Source organism: Paenibacillus sp. CMM36 (assembly GCF_053570945.1).
Window position 1 is genome coordinate 93,024 of the sequence record NZ_JBSEDY010000013.1, and the last position, 18,416, is coordinate 111,439.

14 protein-coding genes are annotated in these 18,416 nt (G+C 46.7%); 11 read left to right on the top strand and 3 right to left on the bottom strand.

Annotated features, from left to right (window positions below):
- The 7 genes from ACWA2B_RS21890 (at position 1) to ACWA2B_RS21920 (ending at position 9,346) form a co-directional block, all read left to right on the top strand.
- A complete protein-coding gene (locus tag ACWA2B_RS21890) occupies positions 1-1,905 on the top strand; it encodes a heparinase II/III domain-containing protein (RefSeq protein WP_029519133.1) in 1,905 nt (634 codons plus the stop codon).
- Positions 1,906-1,933: 28 nt separating this feature from the next.
- Positions 1,934-3,844: a hypothetical protein gene (locus tag ACWA2B_RS21895; RefSeq protein WP_029519134.1), complete on the top strand. Its 1,911-nt coding sequence runs from the start codon at positions 1,934-1,936 to the stop codon at positions 3,842-3,844.
- Between the two features lie 56 nt (positions 3,845-3,900).
- Complete coding sequence (locus ACWA2B_RS21900) at positions 3,901-5,037, top strand: glycoside hydrolase family protein (protein WP_029519135.1); 1,137 nt, start codon at positions 3,901-3,903, stop codon at positions 5,035-5,037.
- 399 nt (positions 5,038-5,436) lie between these two features.
- On the top strand, positions 5,437-5,931 hold the full coding sequence (locus ACWA2B_RS21905; protein WP_430024114.1) for an RDD family protein: 495 nt from the start codon (positions 5,437-5,439) through the stop codon (positions 5,929-5,931).
- Positions 5,932-6,007: 76 nt separating this feature from the next.
- Positions 6,008-6,727, top strand: coding sequence for a hypothetical protein (locus tag ACWA2B_RS21910; protein WP_029519137.1), 720 nt, complete (start codon positions 6,008-6,010; stop codon positions 6,725-6,727).
- Positions 6,728-7,085: 358 nt separating this feature from the next.
- Entirely contained in the window at positions 7,086-9,053 is a 1,968-nt protein-coding gene (locus ACWA2B_RS21915; RefSeq protein WP_449292610.1) for an ATP-dependent DNA helicase, read from the top strand.
- Positions 9,047-9,346, top strand: coding sequence for a DUF6509 family protein (locus ACWA2B_RS21920; RefSeq protein WP_069010203.1), 300 nt, complete (start codon positions 9,047-9,049; stop codon positions 9,344-9,346). The genes ACWA2B_RS21915 and ACWA2B_RS21920 overlap by 7 nt, the downstream gene beginning before the upstream one ends.
- A gap of 118 nt (positions 9,347-9,464) precedes the next feature.
- Here ACWA2B_RS21920 and ACWA2B_RS21925 read toward each other — a convergent pair whose 3' ends face one another.
- A complete protein-coding gene (locus ACWA2B_RS21925) occupies positions 9,465-9,827 on the bottom strand; it encodes a hypothetical protein (RefSeq protein ID WP_069010202.1) in 363 nt (120 codons plus the stop codon).
- A gap of 256 nt (positions 9,828-10,083) precedes the next feature.
- Here ACWA2B_RS21925 and ACWA2B_RS21930 point away from each other — a divergent pair, with 256 nt between their 5' ends.
- From ACWA2B_RS21930 to ACWA2B_RS21940, 3 genes are all read left to right on the top strand, one after another.
- The gene (locus tag ACWA2B_RS21930) at positions 10,084-11,007 is read left to right on the top strand and encodes a PLP-dependent cysteine synthase family protein (RefSeq protein ID WP_029519141.1); all 924 of its coding nucleotides are present in this window, start codon (positions 10,084-10,086) and stop codon (positions 11,005-11,007) included.
- A 1-nt stretch (position 11,008) separates the two neighbouring features.
- A complete protein-coding gene (locus ACWA2B_RS21935; protein ID WP_069010201.1) occupies positions 11,009-12,139 on the top strand; it encodes a bifunctional cystathionine gamma-lyase/homocysteine desulfhydrase in 1,131 nt (376 codons plus the stop codon).
- Between the two features lie 195 nt (positions 12,140-12,334).
- A complete protein-coding gene (locus ACWA2B_RS21940; protein WP_069010200.1) occupies positions 12,335-15,091 on the top strand; it encodes a PHB depolymerase family esterase in 2,757 nt (918 codons plus the stop codon).
- Positions 15,092-15,236: 145 nt separating this feature from the next.
- Here ACWA2B_RS21940 and ACWA2B_RS21945 read toward each other — a convergent pair whose 3' ends face one another.
- Together ACWA2B_RS21945 and ACWA2B_RS21950 are read right to left on the bottom strand one after the other, a co-directional pair.
- Positions 15,237-16,154, bottom strand: a complete 918-nt coding sequence (locus ACWA2B_RS21945) for a hypothetical protein (protein ID WP_029519144.1) — start codon at positions 16,152-16,154, stop codon at positions 15,237-15,239.
- A complete protein-coding gene (locus ACWA2B_RS21950; RefSeq protein ID WP_165147246.1) occupies positions 16,147-16,299 on the bottom strand; it encodes a hypothetical protein in 153 nt (50 codons plus the stop codon). The genes ACWA2B_RS21945 and ACWA2B_RS21950 overlap by 8 nt, the downstream gene beginning before the upstream one ends.
- A gap of 300 nt (positions 16,300-16,599) precedes the next feature.
- On the opposite strand from ACWA2B_RS21950, the gene ACWA2B_RS21955 reads away from it, so the two are divergent.
- Positions 16,600-18,402, top strand: coding sequence for a vWA domain-containing protein (locus tag ACWA2B_RS21955; RefSeq protein ID WP_209948087.1), 1,803 nt, complete (start codon positions 16,600-16,602; stop codon positions 18,400-18,402).
- Positions 18,403-18,416 lie beyond the last annotated feature (14 nt).

Below are 18,416 nucleotides of genomic sequence, written 5' to 3' on the forward strand. Positions count from 1 at the left end.
ATGAGTCTTCTGAGGGAGGCTTGGCCTGCTTCGCGGCTCGTTAAGGCGCTGGCTGGTAGTATGCAGGATTCAGCAAGGCAACGGTTAAGGAGTAATTGGACAAAAAGGCTGCGGACGACTGTCTCTGAGCCGATATACGCCGAGTTTTGGAAGGATATTGAGCGTGCCTGTAAAGATAATCGGGAAACATCATGGCCTGAACTGCCGTTGTCTCTGTTTCGGGAATTTGCTAATACAGGGGAGCGCAAACCGTATGAGGATGTGTACTTTGGACGGCGTGGACGACTGGTTGCTATAGTGCTGGAAGCGGTTGTCAAGCCGGAGCCTCGAAAGATAAAAGCGGTGGAAAGCGGTCTGCTGGACATATGCAGCGAGTACACCTGGGCGCTTCCTGCACATGTCAATGAAGAGGACACAGTAACACCGCCTTGGCAGCAGGTGGATTTATTCACGTCCGAAACAGCACAAATGCTGGTTGAAATTTTATTGCTGCTAGGAGAACAACTGGCTAGCCATGTGGTCGCTCAGGTGCACGAAGAGATCGAACGTCGTGTACTGGAACCCGTTTTTTGGCAGCCTCGTCATTTTGGATGGGAAACCGCAGATCATAACTGGTCGGCAGTATGTGCTTCGGGTTGTGGAATTGCAGCATTGCTGCTGGTAGAAGATGACTTTTCCAGAGCGGTAGCCATCGAGAGCATGCTGGGCGCACTGGATTGTTTTTTGGCAGGCTACAGTGAGGACGGGGGATGCCCCGAAGGCGTAGGATACTGGGTGTACGGCTTTGGTTATTTCATTTATTTTGCCGATATGCTGCGTGAGTTTACCGAAGGAGCAGTGGATATTCTGAACTCGGAAAAGATTAGGCAAATCGCAGCCTTTGCAGAGCGGGTTCATCTGTCGGATGGCATTTTTGCTAATTATTCGGACAGTAGTGAAACGGAACGTTTGCCTTCCGGACTCATCTCTCATTTGAATTCATTGCAAGAACGACCATCTACACTCCCTTTCTGCGTACCTGGTCTGTTGGAAGACCCCTGTCGCCGCTGGGCTCATGTATTGCGTAATCTGGTCTGGACGAATCCTTTGGCATTTGGGAGCGGTGAGACCGTTGCCAATTATTTGCCGCAACTTGGTTGGCTGATGTGCCGCAGCCGCAGTTCCAGCCATAGTGGATATGGAAGCCAAAAGGGTGAATCAGGTATCATGCTTGCATTTTCAGCGAAGGCTGGGCATAACAATGAACCGCACAATCATAACGATCTTGGACACTTCATCCTTCATGGTGGTGGCGAAAATCTATTGTGTGATCTGGGAGCAGGCTTATACACGAAGGCCTATTTTTCACCGGGAAGAGAGTCGATTATCAATATCTCCTCCGGAGGTCACTCCGTGCCTGTCATCAATGGGACTATGCAGCAATCGGGCGCAAAGGCAAAGGCGGTTGTACTGGATATTGCTTTGGATGAGCAGGAGGAGGTACAGCCAGGCACAAGACTTAAGCTTGATTTGACATCTGCTTATCCCGTAGAAGAATTGGCAGTCTTCACCCGCTCCTTCACATGGACTGTGCTGGAGGGAAGCAAGGGAGCAAGGCTTACCGTCACAGATCATTTTGAGTTTGAAACGTCTGGCGTTAGCATGAAGTCATGGGATGTGGAGGAGCTTTTCATCAGCCGCATTCAGCCTAATCTGGGAGCAAACTTCGTGGAATGGAAGGGAACGAGCGCGGTCGTCAGGCTAGATTATGATGCCAGCGTGCTGCGGGCGGGGGTGGAGGCTGTGAAGCACATAGATCATGACGGAGTTCCCTTTGTGTTTTATAAAACATCGCTGCAGCTGGGCTCCAATCACTGGAACGGTTCTGCAAGCGTAGATTGCAATCTGTTTTTTACCATACATTAATTTTCATTTTGAATGGGAGGCAGACAGGATGAATAAGCTGCAGACAGGCAGCGCGTACCCTTGGCAGACGGAACTGGAGAGATTTATAGAACAGGTGGAAAGCGCACCGAACCAAGTGAATGACGGATGGACTCACCAACATAAGCTGGCCGTGCTGGAAAAGCTGGTTCGCGCATATGCCCTGCATCAGGATGAATCTGGAGCTATCATTGACCTCCATTCTGAAAGTGAACGGTACTACTCCACCCCGTCCTATGCGTTCGCTGCGGCGGTATTGGTCAAAGAAGGCCGGCATGATTTACTGGAATCTGCTGCTGCGGCCTTGACGCATAGCATAGCTTGTGTAGTGGAGGAAAAAGCGCCCGATCACCACCCAGACTTTTTTCCAATTATGATGATGGGAGCGTATCGGCTCCTTAAAAATTTGCTGCCAGAACAAGCCACGGCATGGAAGCAACAACTGAGCAGAATTCAGCCGGAGCAGACCTACATTTTTACGATGAGCAAAATGAAAAACCCGAACCGGATGATCAACTGGAATGCAATTATGATTTCCGGCGAGTTTTTGCGTGCAGCGGAAGGAATTGCAGCCGATTCGGAATGGATGGAGAAGTATATCCGAAGCTACCATTTGCCTCGTTTTACCGGTTTGGGCCTGTATCAGGATGGACCGCTGGATCGGCCCAATAGCCCATTTGCCTACGATATCGTTACACGCTTCCATCTGGGCGTGATGCTGGAGAATGGATATGATGGCAGCTGCGCACTCGAACTGCGTGACCACCTTCGCAGGGGGGCGCTCAGCACATTACTGGCGCTATCCCCGCACGGGGAAATTCCGCCGCGTGGAAGAAGCGCGCAGCATCAGTGGAACGAAGCGGCTGCTGCCTTTGTCTTTACAACACATGCTCAGCAGGCTATTACGGCAGGAGAGCATGGGCTTGCAGGTGCGTTCCGACGGGCAGCAGATCTATGCTGGCAAGCAATTAGCCGTTGGCAGACCGATGACGGCAAGCTGCATATCGTCCGCAACCATTATTCGTCCGAGGCACGGCATGGCTTTGAGGTGTATTCAAATCATACCTGCTACAGTCTGTGGACGGCGGCTGTGCTGGCCCACACCCTTCTATATGGGGAGGAGATGGATCGCATTTCTCCAACCTTCATCCCGGCGGAAATCGGCAGCCGGGTGTTGGCAACGGATGGCTGGTTCCAGACTGTCATTGCAGCCGTAGAGGGGCAGCAAATGCTTGTGCAAACATCGGTCAACGACCCGTATAATGTTCCGGGCATCGTGCGTATTCAGCAGTCTGCGCTGCCGTCGCTGATCGGTCCGTCCTCAGCAGGTCATGCAGACCGCGGCTTTACAGGCTTCGCGGAGGGAGATATTTTCCCGCTGAGCTATACCCCGGCCTGGCAAACGGAGGACGGAAAGTGGCACAGCTTGTCGGAAGGTATTCCCGGTACGTTGGAGTTCGATCGGGATGGAGGGATTGACCCGCAGGATGGCGGAGGAACCGTACAGCTGGAACAAAGCTCAGCGTCTAACGGAGCAACGGATTTTACTCTCCTGTGGGAAGGTCCCTTCCCGGGAGTGAGGGAAATCCGAACGCATTATCGTCAGGTACCTGGCAAAATTGAAGTGGCGTATGAGATTCAAGGCAATATTCAGAATGTAGGGGCACTTATTCCCTTAATGGCGTATGACGGTCGGGAGCGCAGCGTAATTCATCATGTCATGTCAGCCGGGAAAGAAACGGAAAGCATTCGAGTAGAATACGCAGGCGCAAGCCTCGAAGTTATCCCGACGACGGAAGGAACGAACGTGGTATGGCCGGAAGAATTAGCTTCAGTAGCCTGTCGGAATGGTTTACTTAAGGGAGCGCGTCTGGAATATGAAGGCAACCGCATTTCCTTTATCATTCGGTTACCTGAATAGTTAGAGCTGGAGCCATGAATATGGTTTAACATGTGGAAAAAGGAGAGGGAAAAGAAATGACGAAAGCAGAAGCGTGGCTGGAGCAATCGTGGGAGCTGGCTTTGGATAAGACCCTTGCCTTAGCGGCAAGACTGGGGGACGCTTTTCCACATGTTGCTGAGGGTGGACGTTATGATAATCGTGAAGAAGCGTGGTGGACAGCAGGCTTTTATCCGGGGCTACTGTGGCTGACCAATCGGGCGCGTCCTGACAGTGTGGCTGCCGGGATTGCACAGCGGTGCGAGGGTCGTTTGGAAAAAATACTCTATAATAGCGAAGCTGTAGACCATGATCTTGGCTTTATTTGGCTGCTCAGCGGTGTAGCCGCCCATCGGCTGACCGGAGATTCAGAGTCCAGAAGACGCGGGGTGTTGGCTGCCAATCTGCTGGCTGCCCGTTTTAACGTGAATGGCCGTTTTATTCGCGCATGGAACTTCCCCTCGAAGGACATGGATACACGGGGCGTTGCGATTATAGATAGTATGATGAATCTACCCTTGCTTTATTGGGCTTCGGAGGAAAGCGGAGATCCGCGTTTTGCCGCTCTCGCTGTGCAGCATGCAGATACCATAGCACGTGAATTTGTCCGCTCGGACGGTTCTATCGCACATGTGGTCGAATTCGATCCGGAGATTGGAAAAAAGGTCGCCGAGCATGGTGGACAGGGATTTGCTCCCGGTTCTGCTTGGGCACGTGGCACGGCTTGGGCATTGTATGGTTTTACGCTTTCGTATGGGTACACGCGCGATTCGCGTTATTTGAAGGTGGCCGAGAACACGGCTGATTTTTTCCTGTCCCAACTGGGCGATGCTTGCCTGCCTGTGTGGGATTTTAGAGCAGAAGAAGAGCACCGAGGGGCATGGGATTCATCGGCTGCGGCGATTGCAGCCAGTGGTTTGCTAGAGCTGGCAAAATATTCGACACGTGCGGAGCATTTTACAGAAGCTGCAGAATCTATACTCAAGGGCTTGCATCATACGTGTACGGCGTGGGGCGAGGAGCATGAGGGATTGCTGATGAATGGGACTGTACATTATCCTGAGCAAAAATACATCAACGTTCCCATTATCTATGGCGATTATTTCTTTGTCGAGGCATTGGCAAAGCTGCGCGGTGAAGAAGGTTTGTTTAGTGTTGAATGCAAAAAAATATAGTGAGTAAGATGGTCGGGAACAAGCTCATTCGAGCTGAGCTGTTGCTTGTCAAATCCACAGAGTAATAGTGAGGCAGCGTGTATGTAATCTCATTTACATATGCGCTGTTTTTTTATGCACAAAAAAAGACTTTATTTAATTCGATGCCAAAGTACTACTTATAGAGGGGGAAGAGATTGTAGCTGCGCTTATTTTGTACCCAATCAAAGAAAAATCATTGTATATAAAGCTCTTAATTCCTATAAAATTTTCATTTTGATGCATGGAAATAGGTCCTTTTACTTGTTTAAGAGTATTTATTCGTAAATTGACAATATAGGTAGGTAACCGTATGATATCATCTTGTGTAAAGGAATAAACTGGATTTTAAATATCATTTCAAAAGGAGTTATACATATCATGACAGGAACAAGTGATACTGAAAGACGGATGTACGGAGGATTCTGGATAAGAACAGCCGCGTTTTTGATTGATTTGATCATCCTTACTGGCATAGTCCTTTTAGTAGGGGGAGCAATTAACATTATCCCAGATCTTCTGGGTATAAAGGAGACGGGTTTCATACAAGTGCTGCTTATGGTTTGGCCGCTGATCTTATGGCTCGTAGTACCATGGCTTTACTGTGTGTTATGGGAATCATCGAAGGTAAGAGCAACACCGGGTAAGCTTGTGTTCTCTTTAATTGTTGTAGACAAGGAAGGAAAGCGTCTTGGATTCTTGCATGCCTCAGGACGTTATTGGATTAAAGCCGTTTCTTTTGTGATTTTACGTCTTATATATATTGTGGTCGCTTTTACTGCGAAGAAACAGGGAGCCCACGATCTTTGTACCAACACCTTTGTTGTACATAAAAAAGAGTTGCAGCGATACAATCAGCAATCGTCTTTTCTGTAAGTACGGAGGAGATCACCGATTATTAAGGAAAGCTTAGTAGTCTTTGATTTTCAAAATAATGGGGGAACATGAATTCATGCGACAACGAAAATGGATATTTTGTTCAGTTGTAGTCCTGCTGCTGTTCGTAGTGGTTGCGGGTTGTACGAATAAAGGACATTCTGGAGAGATCAGCTCTGAAGATGCTAGAAAAGAGCAGCCTGGAAGCACTTATTTGGAGAACTTGCAGGCAGATCTGCCACAACCCACTGAGGCGCAATTTTCCACGCCCGAATTGGTGGTAGAAGCCTTTTTTGAAGCTGTAAATGATCATAACTTCGACAGTGCGTTAAAATGTTTCCCTATTGTGGAAAAGTATCGTGCGAATACAGTAGATAATCATTTCAATTTGCTCCATACCTATGAGCTTCAAGCAGGTGCTCCCATTCCTTCCTTTGAAAGCCATAACTTTTTAAAAAGCTTTATCGAATATGAACAGTATTGGGAGAAATTTTATATGTTACTGTTCCTAAACTCAAATCCGGATATGGTGGGCAAACGTATCGTTATGGGAGAAGCGAATGCTGCTATGGACCTAAAGAAAATCAAGGAAATGAAGGTGAGTAGCACGTACTCTAAGCCTCAAATAATATCGAGTCATAGTGAAAAGAACAAAAATGTTATAGAGCAGACTATGAATATACAAGAAATAAGGGTGCTTGAAGTTAAGCTTTATATAGATGGAGAAGAACAAAACCATGTATTAATAAGCGTGGGGAAAATTGGATCTAATTGGCGAATCTTAAACATGAGTTAAGGAGAACGAGCTTCTGCTTAATGCATATTCATCAATCAACAAGAAACCAGCTAATGCTTGTAATACATTAGCTGGTTTCTTTTATTTTGTCATGATAATTTTCTTCATTTACTATTACGGAAAAAACAGACATTTCTCAAAAAATTTCCATCGTAGATGTCTATGTAGCTTTCTTTATGAAATATTAATATAACGTAGCATCTCACCGAGACGAAAGTATGCCCCTTTATTTTAAAGGGAATCTTATACCGACATAAAAAAAATATAAGCTGCTCTTACAGTTTTCATGTTCTTTTTAGCTTGTTTTGCGTTATAATGAAAGGATGCACATTATGAACGAATTGGAGGCACAGCCCGATTGACTACTTACCCTTTTGCCTTTGATCCGTCCAAGCCGTTTATTGAGCAGGCAAGTGACTGGATTGCGGATGTATTTTATGAAGTTTTGCCTGAAGTCGGCTTTGAGGTTCGGGATGAACAAATTTATATGGCATTCCAGCTAGAACGTGCCTATAAGGAAAAAAAGACCATTTTTGCAGAAGCAGGTGTGGGTACTGGTAAAACGCTGGTATACCTGCTGTACGCTATTGCATATGCCCGATACATGAGAAAACCGGCGATTATCGCCTGTGCAGATGAATCGTTAATTGAACAATTGGTAAAGCCGGAAGGGGATATCGCCAAGCTGGCACAGCATTTGAGTCTGACGATTGATGCCAGATTGGGGAAGTCGCCAGATCAGTATATTTGCCTGAATAAGCTGGATGAGGTGCGAAGCGGACTGGATGAGGACGCAGATGTTTTCCGTGATATCTATCAGGATCTACCGGATTTTGTTCATTTTCCAGATACGTTACAGTCCTTCACTCCTTACGGGAACCGAAAGGAATATCCTGAGCTAACAGATGGACAATGGAGCAGACTCGGATGGGATGTATTTCAAGACTGTCTCGTTTGCCATCAGCGGCATCGTTGTGGTCAGACGTTGTCTCGTGATCATTACCGCAAAGCGGCAGATTTGGTCATCTGCTCTCATGATTTTTATATGGAGCATGTATGGACCTACGAAGCGAGAAAGCGCGAGGGGCAGCTGCCGTTGCTGCCGGAGCACAGCTCTGTTGTTTTTGACGAAGGGCATTTGCTGGAGACAGCGGCACAAAATGCGCTTACCTACAAGCTTAAGCACGCTCAGTTTGAGTCTATAATTACCCGACTGCTGGAGGGAGAAGTGCGAGAATCTCTGGCAATGACGATTGAAGATGCAATCTCCCAAAGTGAGGCTATGTTCGCTGCACTAGATAAGAACAGTCAGCCTGTCCAGGGTTCAAATCGCAAGGAGTTCATCCTGAATGAGTCACTGACTCGAGAGGTAAACCGCTTTGGAGAACTGATCGGCATGATCGAGGAAGAGCTTGTATTTGAAAGCGGACTATTCTCTTTGGATGAGTATCAAGTCAAAATTGTGGAAGAACATTTGGAAATGATTCAAACCGCGTTGGCTTTGTTTAAGCGTCCTGAACTTCTCATTTCGTGGGTGATGGAGGATCAGGATGGATTAACACTTGTGGTTATGCCGAAGATGGTAAAAGAGATTCTCAAAGAGCGAGTATTTGCGCAGCATATACCGATCGTATTCTCTTCAGCTACGCTTTCCGTAGAAAGCTCTTTTGACTATATGGCGCAGAGTCTCGGTATTGAAAATCCGCTAACGTTCTCTGTTGCTTCACCTTATGACTACAGCGATCAGATGCAAGCTGCACTGTACCCGTTGCAAGCGGGGGATGATCCAATCCAGAGAGCGCTGGCACTGCTGGAGAAATCGCAGGGAAGAGCGCTTATCCTGTTTCCTTCACAGGAGGAATTGGCTGCATTCCAGACGGGTCTCGTTGCTTACCCGGAGGCGTCTGCCTATCGTTTTCTGTACGAAGGTTCGGCTGAAATCAGCCATCTGATCTCAGCTTTTCAGAATGATGAGGAAAGTGTGTTGTGCGCTGTCACATTATGGGAAGGATTGGATATTCCTGGACCTTCTCTGTCGCACGTTATTATCTGGTCACTGCCATTTCCTCCGAATGATCCGGTTTTTACGGCTCTGCGCAAGGATGCAGCAGATCCGTTTATTCAGATAGATATGCCTCACATGGCACTTAGACTCAGACAAGGCATAGGGCGTTTAATTCGTTCACGCAATGATCGGGGCTGGATATCCATCATGGGCCAGGATTTGAGTCGCCAAGAAGTACGTATACAAGTTGAACAACTACTGCCTGCAGGCGTAGAATGCACCGTAATTGAAGGAAACCCGGAGGGAATAAAAACATGTTGAACTTTACAGCGTACACCGTAGATCAGATTAAAGATGCTTTTGGTATTTTGACTGGACAGCGTTATGAATTTATCATTGATGTAGAGGTAGAGGAGGACGACGAGCTATACACTGAAAACGGACTGTATATCCGTTGTCTTTATTTAGTAGACGAAGAAAAGACAGGACTGCTGAAGTATGAATTAATTGAAAAAGTAACGAATCGTTACATTGATCTTGAACTTGAAGAGGATGAGCTGCAAGCTGTTGAGAACTTCTGTAAAGAACATGTACAGGATGAAATAGTGAAGTAACAGTAAGACACTTAGCTAGTACAGCTGGTATATGGCTAACATATGATGAAGATATCAAGGAGTCCTGACATGATCAGGCTCCTTTTTTTTATGGTCAAATGAAGAGAACTTATCTGCTCTAGCGCAGTCTGTCCCACACATTCACCATAAACAGCATAATCCCCCCTGCGAGTAACACCCACCCTATGACGATCCAAACTTCAGTCTCTGGAACCTTGTAATTTTGACCTATAAGCGCCAATATCAACACGGGCAGACCGATATTATGCATCCAAAAATGGATATGTGCCAGAATAGTAACTGAAAGTGCGGGAAAGGCCACATAGATCAGACCTATGATTCCAAGCGTTGTCCAACCTAATAAATAGATATTAGACTGAATATTGGACAGACTGTAATCACCCGACACGCCAATAATGGCACTAAGCAGCACACTGAGGGCAAAATATACGGCAGCTATCTTTAGAAATTGCTTTCCCATATATGAACTCCTCCTTATGTTGCACGGGAAATATTTTGTGACATCTTCTCTATCCTATCGAGCAAGCAGGCAGGGGGTGTGGGTATTGTGACTGGTCCATTTGACAAAAGCTTCAAATACACATAAAATCTTATTGCATCAATACTTACCGCATTACTATGTTTTCTTGGAGATGATAGCGAACTTCTCCGACAGTAGGCGTTAATTTTTGACCATTGGTTTATTTTGGATTCGCCATTAAAAGGAGCTTGAAATTATGAATGTATATCAAAATACCCTTGAACTCATCGGACGTACGCCATTAGTGGAGCTGAACAGCTATTCTCTACCGAGAGGAATTCGCCTGTTTGCGAAGCTGGAGTTTATGAATCCCGGCGGCAGCGTAAAGGATCGGGTGGGTAAGGCTCTTATTGAAAAAGCATTAAAAACAGGTCAGCTGAAGCCAGGTGGGACATTAATTGAAGCAACAGCAGGCAACGCAGGTATTGGTCTTGCGATGGCAGCACTTCATTATAATATCTCGGTTATTTTTGCTGTGCCTGAGAAGTTCAGCCAAGAGAAACAGGACCTGATGAAGGCATTGGGAGCACGCATCGTTCATACCCCGACGAGTAAGGGGATGAAAGGAGCTATCGAAAAAACAAAAGAATTGGCTGCTGAAATAAAAGATGCATACTTGCCGCGGCAATTCAGTAATCCGGATAATCCCGAGGCATACTATACGACAATGGGACCTGAAATATGGAACGATCTGGACGGCAAAGTGGACGTATTTGTGGCAGGTGCAGGCTCGGGGGGAACGTTTATGGGAACCTCGCGTTATCTTAAGGAACAAAATGCAGCCCTTAAAACAGTCATCGTGGAGCCGGAAGGATCCATTTTGAATGGCGGCGAGTCAGGTCCACATAAAACGGAAGGAATTGGCATGGAATTAATTCCTGAATTTGTGGATAAAGGATATTTTAATGCCATCCACACCATTAGTGATGTCGATGCTTTTGGCCGTGTCAAGGAACTGGCTGCACGTGAGGGTCTTCTCGTTGGCAGTTCTTCAGGGTCTGCTTTACATGCCGCTTTACTGGAAGCAGAAAATGCACCGGATGGTGCACATATTGTTACCATTTTCCCGGATAGCAGCGAACGTTATCTGAGTAAAAAAATATATGAAGGCGGGATATAAAATGAAACGCAAAACAAAACTGATTCACGGCGGGCTTCCTACCGATCCCCATACAGGCGCGGTTAACGTTCCTATTTATCAGGTAAGCACTTATGAGCAAGAGGAAATTGGCGTCCATAAGGGATACGAGTATTCGCGTACAGGCAATCCGACCCGGTTTGCTTTGGAGGAGCTGATCAAGGATCTGGAGGAAGGAAAGCGTGGTTTTGCTTTCGGTTCGGGTATGGCTGCAATTCATGCGGTATTTTCACTGTTTAATGCAGGGGATCACATTTTGCTGACCGATGATGTATACGGAGGCACCTATCGCATTGTAAGCAAAGTGCTCAGCCGTATCGGAATTGAGTACACATTTGTGGATACGACTGACCTGGAAGCTATCTCCAAAGCAATTCGTCCGAATACGAAGGCATTGTATGTCGAAACGCCAACGAACCCGCTTTTGAAGGTTACTGATATCCGCGCTGTTTCGGAGCTTGTAAAAAAACATGATCTTTTACTGATCGTCGACAACACATTTGCTACCCCTTATTGGCAGACGCCAATTACACTCGGGGCAGATATTGTCATTCACTCTGCTACCAAATATTTGGGCGGCCACAGCGATGTTGTAGCTGGTCTGGCTGTTGTGAACAGCGACGAGCTGGGAGAACAACTCCATTTTCTGCAAAACGCCATTGGTGCTATTCTCGGTCCGCAGGATTCTTGGTTATTGATCCGCGGTATTAAAACATTGGGTCTGCGTATGGAAGCGATTGAGCAAAATGCGAAGGAAATTGCAGCCTTTTTGGAAAAACATCCGAAGGTTAGCAAAGTGTACTATCCTGGACTGGAAAGCCATGCGCAGCACGAACTGTCCAAAATCCAGGCTCAAGGCTTTGGCGGCATCATTTCCTTTGATGTAGGTAGCGACGCTAACGCGGTTGCACTTCTGAAAAAGGTGAAATATTTTACACTGGCTGAAAGCTTGGGAGCGGTTGAAAGTCTGATTAGCGTTCCTGCACGTATGACGCACGCCTCTATTCCGGTAGAACGTCGTGCAGAGTTAGGCATTACCGAAGGTTTGGTGCGGATTTCGGTTGGGATTGAAGATCTGGAAGATTTGATTGAAGACTTGCAGGCAGCATTGTAAGAAAATAAGTGTAATGTTCAAGAGAGGTGGCAGAAGCTGCCTCTTTTTTTGTTGTGAGAATAGCTTCTTTTTTGAAAAGCACAGAGGAGTACGTAGAGGTAATAACGAATAGTTTTATATAGTTCAATTGAATGTTAAACGGAATATAACCGCGACTACGTCTCTGAGGAAACAAAAACCTGGAGGGGGAATGTTATGAGGTTCACACATCTGGAAAAAGCAACTACTGTGCTGTCGGATCATCCGGTACGTCTGGCGTCTGCTTATGCAGTCGGTCCAGTCGAGCTTCCGGAAAATTGCGGTGTGGGCAGGGAATGGTCAAGTTATTTTGCCCATGAGGATTGGAATTTGGAAAAGGCTTGTGGTGAAGAAGGAGTAGAGCTTTCAGCCGGAGGAAAGGCAGCGTGCCGATTATTGACCGAGCTGGACCCTCGGACTGCGGAACTGAATCTAGGTGTTTTTCCGCCTTTGGCCGAACAAGAAAGGCTTTTGCTGGTTTCAAATCTTCGTTGTATGGCTGCACAGGAAGTGATTTTCAGACCCTTTGAAGGAACGGGACAAATATGGATAGATGGCACACTGGTATATGCGGAATCCGGTCCTTTTCGCTTGTATCTGGAGGAAGGCGATCACACGGTAGTTATCATTGCTGCGTTTATTCCCGAGGAGGCCCGCTCTATTCGTATCAGTGGAAATCAGGTATGCGACGAATCAGATGTGACAGAACTGCATCGAGAATTTGTAGAGCGTAATATACGTTTTCATATGGCATGGCTAGAGGTTGAAGAAAGTGCTGGCAGGGAGGGCGAAGACAGCCCGATCTTATTTTATTTACTGCGTAAGGATCGGATAGATCTTCCCTTAGATCAAACGTTATGGGTCGAGGTAACGGATGATGAGGGCATGAAGCTGGATCGCTTTCCAGCACATTGGGAGCAGGAGCAAAGCTATGACTGGGATGAGGAAAAGGCCAGGAATACGGGAATGCTGCACTTCACTGTTACATATCAGGATCATGAGGCTGTGGAGCATCATTTTGTGTATTCGGTACTTGTGCGGCCTTTGTCAGTCGTCGTGGAGGGCTTGCAGAAAGAGTATGACCAATACATTCAAGCCCGCGCTATAGATATTCTTCATTCTGCGCAGAAAATACAAATAGAGGGCCTGCTTGAAGAATTAAAAAGGTTAACGGATTTGCCGGAAGATCCTTTTGAAATCTGGGATTACCGGATTGTGCGTGAATATATCAAGCTATTAAAACAGATCTTCACAAATGGACATACCGAGCAGTCACATTCCCCATCCTTACTTCAAGAAGAACACATCTTTTTGTGTAATGACGGAATTGGGGAGGGATTTTTTGTCTCCCGTTTGGACAATAGTTTGCAACGCTATACCATTCAGCTTCCCAGAAGCTATTCGGCTGACCGACAGTATCCTCTGATCGTTCTGATGCCAGGCAAGCGATATGAGCTGGGTTTGCCGGATTTTCAGAATCGAGGTTTTGGGCGAGGCTGGGAAGAGGAAGCTATATTCGTTACTTTTTCGTGCCGTGGTGTAACGTTGGGTAGTTATATTGGAGAAGCTGCTTTTTTGGAGGGGCTGGATGTCATACTGCAAGCGTATCGAGTGGACGAAGATCGGGTCTATCTGACGGGTTATTCGAACGGAGCATATGCTGCTTGGGCGATGGCACAGGCTTATCCTTCTCGTTTTGCGGCTATTGCGGTTATCTCTGGAGCGCCACATCCCAAGCATCTGATAAATCTGTTGAATATGCCAATATTAAATGTATGTGGAGATCAGGATTACTTATTTGCACAAGCATTTACAGCCCCTGTAACAGCGCTTCCATCTGATCATTTTAAAGGTGTCGTAGAACGTCATTCTAATCACTGGGACACGCATGAGCTGAGACTTCTGGACGGTGTACTAGGCTGGCTTATGCAATGGAAAAGAGATGTCGTACCTCAGCGTATCGCCTACCGGACGGAACGGGGCAGACATAACCGGGCTTACTGGCTGGAACTGACGCGAATGGATGTAAATGAGGAATATGCCGAGTTGTACGGTGAAATGAGTGCCACAGGTGAGTTAGATATCGAGGCAGTTCACGCCGAAGAATTTATCATTCATCTTTCTCAAGAGGTCATGCCCTTGGAATTGGCCCAAGTTCGTATCGGAGCCCGTATTTTCGTGTTGGATTTGCGGGAATACAGTCGCTTTCGCTTTGTTAAGACACAGTCACATAAACGTCCCTCCCCTGAATACCGTTTGATTGCCGAACGGGAGGAAGAAAGCAGTGGATGCTTTACAAAAGAATCGGATGCCAAAAAGAAAATGGTGGATTCGAAAAGCGTGGGAAGAAACGTTTTGAGCCATGGTATGGGTGTGCTTGACGTTTATATGGATCGTCTTCACATTGTCCTTCCGTCCAGCTACGCTACACCGGAGGAAGAGCAGGCGGTGAGACGGACGGCGAACGCTTTAGCTAGCCCACGAACAGCGACTTGGAATCCGTATATCGGTGTTCATTATCCGGTGGTGTCTTCCAATGATATTACGGAGGAAGCACTGGCTGATAGCAACGTGATTTGTGTCACTTCGGGCCTGTCCAGACATGAGCTGCTTCAGAAGCACCAAGCCGATCTGCAAATTACATGTACGGAGGAAGGGTATACATTGGGCGGCGATTTTATGGCTGGCGAGTATTGCCTGTCATATATTCAACCTAGCCCATGGTCTGCAACCCAGCAAATGCTTGTCGTAGCGACCAATTCTCCCCGTATGCTGGGTAAAAACCTATTTATGCGCAGACTGATTATGCCCGGATACTTTAATGGTCTACACCCGTATTTGAATAAAGAGATTATTGTGTATGATAGCCAGGGAGTGCGTGCTTTTAACTTTACTTCTATTAGACATACGCAGCAAAAACTGCAAGGCCAATAGCCAATAAAAAAGTAACAATGTTATAATAATCCATAATTTAAAAAACCGTCTGGAGGCACATTGGCGATCCTGACGGTTTTTTGCTGGTTCATTGCAGTGATTTGTGATCGGGATGACGTCATATAAAGAAGGGCATTATGGCAGCTTAGCTTTTATATTGCTCCATCAGGTACATGATCTTTACTTCATCGGCCAAATCTCCAAAGGGTTCTAACGGATTCTCTTGAATGATATGATATAAACGCTGGACTCGTTCCTTTGGCAGTTTGCGCACATATCTGGAAATGAAAGCGGCATGGGTGACTACGTAGCGCTTTTTACGGACAGCTGCACTGGCTACGCGGACGAGAATATCTTCGCCCCCTGCCAATTCCAGAATACGGCGCTCATAAAAGACTACGTATCGGAATGTCCGGTCCTTGATCAGCTCACGATTGAGTCTGGCAATCTCTCCGATATATCTGACCATAAGCGGCTCAAAGCTCTTGATCAGGAGAGGATCGAGCGTTAATTCCATGTCTTTGCGGAGAACAAAAGATTGCAGCAGAGCGACCTGCTGGAGCCTTATCCGATCATTGTGAAGGAGTACAGCCATCTCACGCAGCATTTCATAGGAGACACGCTCACTAAGCTGCCGCAGGGCAACTGCGTTTTTATGATTAACGTTTAGTCCTTCCTGGATCTGCCCTATACGGCCTCTGAACAGACGTATAAGCTGCCTACGCCGTTCATAAGGATAAATACCCTGCTGTAGAAGCACCAAGGGCAGCAGAAGAAGCGCACCGACGATACCGCACAGAAGCATTTGTTGCGGCGAGTGGCCGAAAAAGACAGTAGCGGCCAGCAATATGACACTAACGACAAGGTCTTTACGAAAATAACGTTTGGCTCTGAGTCTGGCATATTGCTCTACAGGGACTAGTGTATCCCGACCACATGATGTGCACTCTTCTTCCCAAAGGGCGGTAAATTGTCCACAACGCTTGCAGACTCTTAGCTTTTGGAAGGCGTACTCTGTGCGGGTAAATGGGCGAAATTGTACAGCTTGTTTGGAACTATTCATTGTGCTCACTTCTCCGGTTCAGCAGCGCTAGAAGCTCGGTGTCGATTTGTGTAATCGACGGGGCGCGTTTTTTATGTATATAGTAAATTAGTGATTTGATGGCGACAAAAAGAAACATAATCGCCAGACATCCGTATGAGATCATAGTGTATTTCCTCTTTCTACTTGGATTTTTACTTCAATATTTTACATGGGCGGGTTTCGCTATTGTTATTTTTGTCGTATAAAGGAGAAGGCTGGTGCCCGATTGCCCTTGTTGGGGTATAATTATATCATTACTGCAGGATATTGGTAAAATCTCGCGGTATAACAGGCTTTTGGGTTGGATTCAGACCATTCGGGCAGTATTTTCAGCTGGCGCTCATGTAAAACTCATTATAATTTAATAGTAGGGGAGTACAACTGTAATTTAGAATGAGAATTAACCGGCAAAGGGGTACAAGCGATGTTTAGTAGAGACAGAAAATGGTTTTTGGTCATCGGAATCATATGTACAATGATCATGACCTCGATTTTGGCATGGCAGCCAAAGATGGCGAATGCAGCTTCACCCTCTGCTTCTAAGGTGGATGCGGTGCTGGTCGTCGATGTAAGTAATTCAATGAACACCAGTGATCCTGGGAAAATTGGCAATGAAGCCATGAAAATGTTCATTGATATGCTGTCGACGCAAAATGACAAGGTCGGGATTGTAGCGTATACGGATGTCGTACAGCGTGAGAAAGCCTTGCTTAATATTACATCCGAAGCGGATAAGCAGGAACTGAAGACGTTTATTGACGGACTGAACCGGGGGGCGTATACTGACACCTCCGTGGGTGTCAAGGAAGCAATCCGCATTTTGCAAGATGGTAAAACAGCTGGACATGCGCCTATGATCGTCATGCTGGCCGACGGTAACAACGATTTTAATAAGACGACAGGTAGAACCGAAAGCCAATCCGATCAGGATATGGCACAGGCTGTAGCCGAGGCTAAAAATAGCGGCGTTCCGATCTACACCATCGGCTTGAATGCAGATGGGAAGCTGAATAAAAACAAGCTCGCCGACATAGCGCAGCAAACGGGCGGCAAGTCCTTTATTACAAGCTCAGCGGATGACCTGCCGAACATTTTGAGTGAAATTTTCGCCAGCAATTTGAAGTTGAAAGTGGTGCCTTTGCAGTCCATTACGGCAAACGGCGACTATCAGGACGTAACGGTAACCGTACCGAACGATAGTGTGCTGGAGGCTAACATTTCGATCATGTCCTCGAAACCGGTGGATGCGAGACTGTTAGACCCGTCGGGCAACACCAAGCCGATTCCTTCGAGCGATGTGCTGCTGTCCAAGTCCAAAAGCTACTCACTGATTAAACTGCTCAAGCCTGCGGCTGGTGACTGGAAGCTCCAAGTCAAGGGAGTCCAGCAGGATCAGATTGATATTAATCTGGTATTTAACTATGATCTGGAGCTGAAAATGGACGCACCGCCCGCCAAATCATACAAAAAAGGCGATGCAGTTCAAATTCGTTCCTACCTGACGAGCAATAGCCAGCATCTTCAGGATCAGGAATTGTATGCGAATATGAATGCTGTTCTGAAGGTCAAGGATCTGGATTCCGGTACAACGAATGAGGTGCCGTTAACCAACGCAGGGGATTCTTTTACCGGTTCCTATACGATTCCAGATGAGCATGACTACGAACTAACCGTTAGAGCAGAGGAGAAGAGCTTCTACCGTGAAACACAGCCTGTAACCATTAGTGCTAAAGCAGGGGCGACGAGCGGTACAAATACGGGCACGACTCAGCCAACAACACCTGCTGAAAAGTCCAAGCTAATGCCACTCATTCTTTTAGGGCTGGGACTGCTCGTTCTGCTGGTTGCCGCATATTTCATCTGGAAGGCTATGAAAAAGGCCAACCGTGGCTTTGTCGGTCAAATCGTACTGGAAATCCGGGATGAGAACACTGGCGAAAAAACGTATCCGCAGTACAAGAAGCTGAACACCTTCCGGGGCAAATTTAATCTGCACCAGTTGCTGCAACTGGCACCGGAATTTGCTGGAACCGACAAGGTTGTGTTCACACCAGCCAATCAGGATCGTATCATTGTGCGCAGTACCTCCGAGATTACGATTGAAAAATCCGGGCGGGCTGTAGACACAGGCAACGGTCTTGAACTCAAAAACGGTGATCGTCTGACCATCCCGTTAGCCAGTGTGGACAAAACCATTTTGCTGGAATTTATTTCAGTAAACAGCTAAACGAACCCTTAGGA

Bases quoted from the DNA above. Each gene is read 5' to 3' on its own strand.
- ACWA2B_RS21905 (WP_430024114.1), top strand. From the start codon at position 5,437: ATGACAGGAACAAGTGATACTGAAAGACGGATGTACGGAGGATTCTGG.
- ACWA2B_RS21895 (WP_029519134.1), top strand. From the start codon at position 1,934: ATGAATAAGCTGCAGACAGGCAGCGCGTACCCTTGGCAGACGGAACTG.
- ACWA2B_RS21945 (WP_029519144.1), bottom strand. From the start codon at position 16,154: ATGAATAGTTCCAAACAAGCTGTACAATTTCGCCCATTTACCCGCACA.
- ACWA2B_RS21925 (WP_069010202.1), bottom strand. From the start codon at position 9,827: ATGGGAAAGCAATTTCTAAAGATAGCTGCCGTATATTTTGCCCTCAGT.
- ACWA2B_RS21935 (WP_069010201.1), top strand. From the start codon at position 11,009: ATGAAACGCAAAACAAAACTGATTCACGGCGGGCTTCCTACCGATCCC.
- ACWA2B_RS21920 (WP_069010203.1), top strand. From the start codon at position 9,047: ATGTTGAACTTTACAGCGTACACCGTAGATCAGATTAAAGATGCTTTT.
- ACWA2B_RS21950 (WP_165147246.1), bottom strand. From the start codon at position 16,299: ATGATCTCATACGGATGTCTGGCGATTATGTTTCTTTTTGTCGCCATC.
- ACWA2B_RS21930 (WP_029519141.1), top strand. From the start codon at position 10,084: ATGAATGTATATCAAAATACCCTTGAACTCATCGGACGTACGCCATTA.
- ACWA2B_RS21910 (WP_029519137.1), top strand. From the start codon at position 6,008: ATGCGACAACGAAAATGGATATTTTGTTCAGTTGTAGTCCTGCTGCTG.
- ACWA2B_RS21940 (WP_069010200.1), top strand. From the start codon at position 12,335: ATGAGGTTCACACATCTGGAAAAAGCAACTACTGTGCTGTCGGATCAT.
- ACWA2B_RS21955 (WP_209948087.1), top strand. From the start codon at position 16,600: ATGTTTAGTAGAGACAGAAAATGGTTTTTGGTCATCGGAATCATATGT.
- ACWA2B_RS21890 (WP_029519133.1), top strand. From the start codon at position 1: ATGAGTCTTCTGAGGGAGGCTTGGCCTGCTTCGCGGCTCGTTAAGGCG.
- ACWA2B_RS21900 (WP_029519135.1), top strand. From the start codon at position 3,901: ATGACGAAAGCAGAAGCGTGGCTGGAGCAATCGTGGGAGCTGGCTTTG.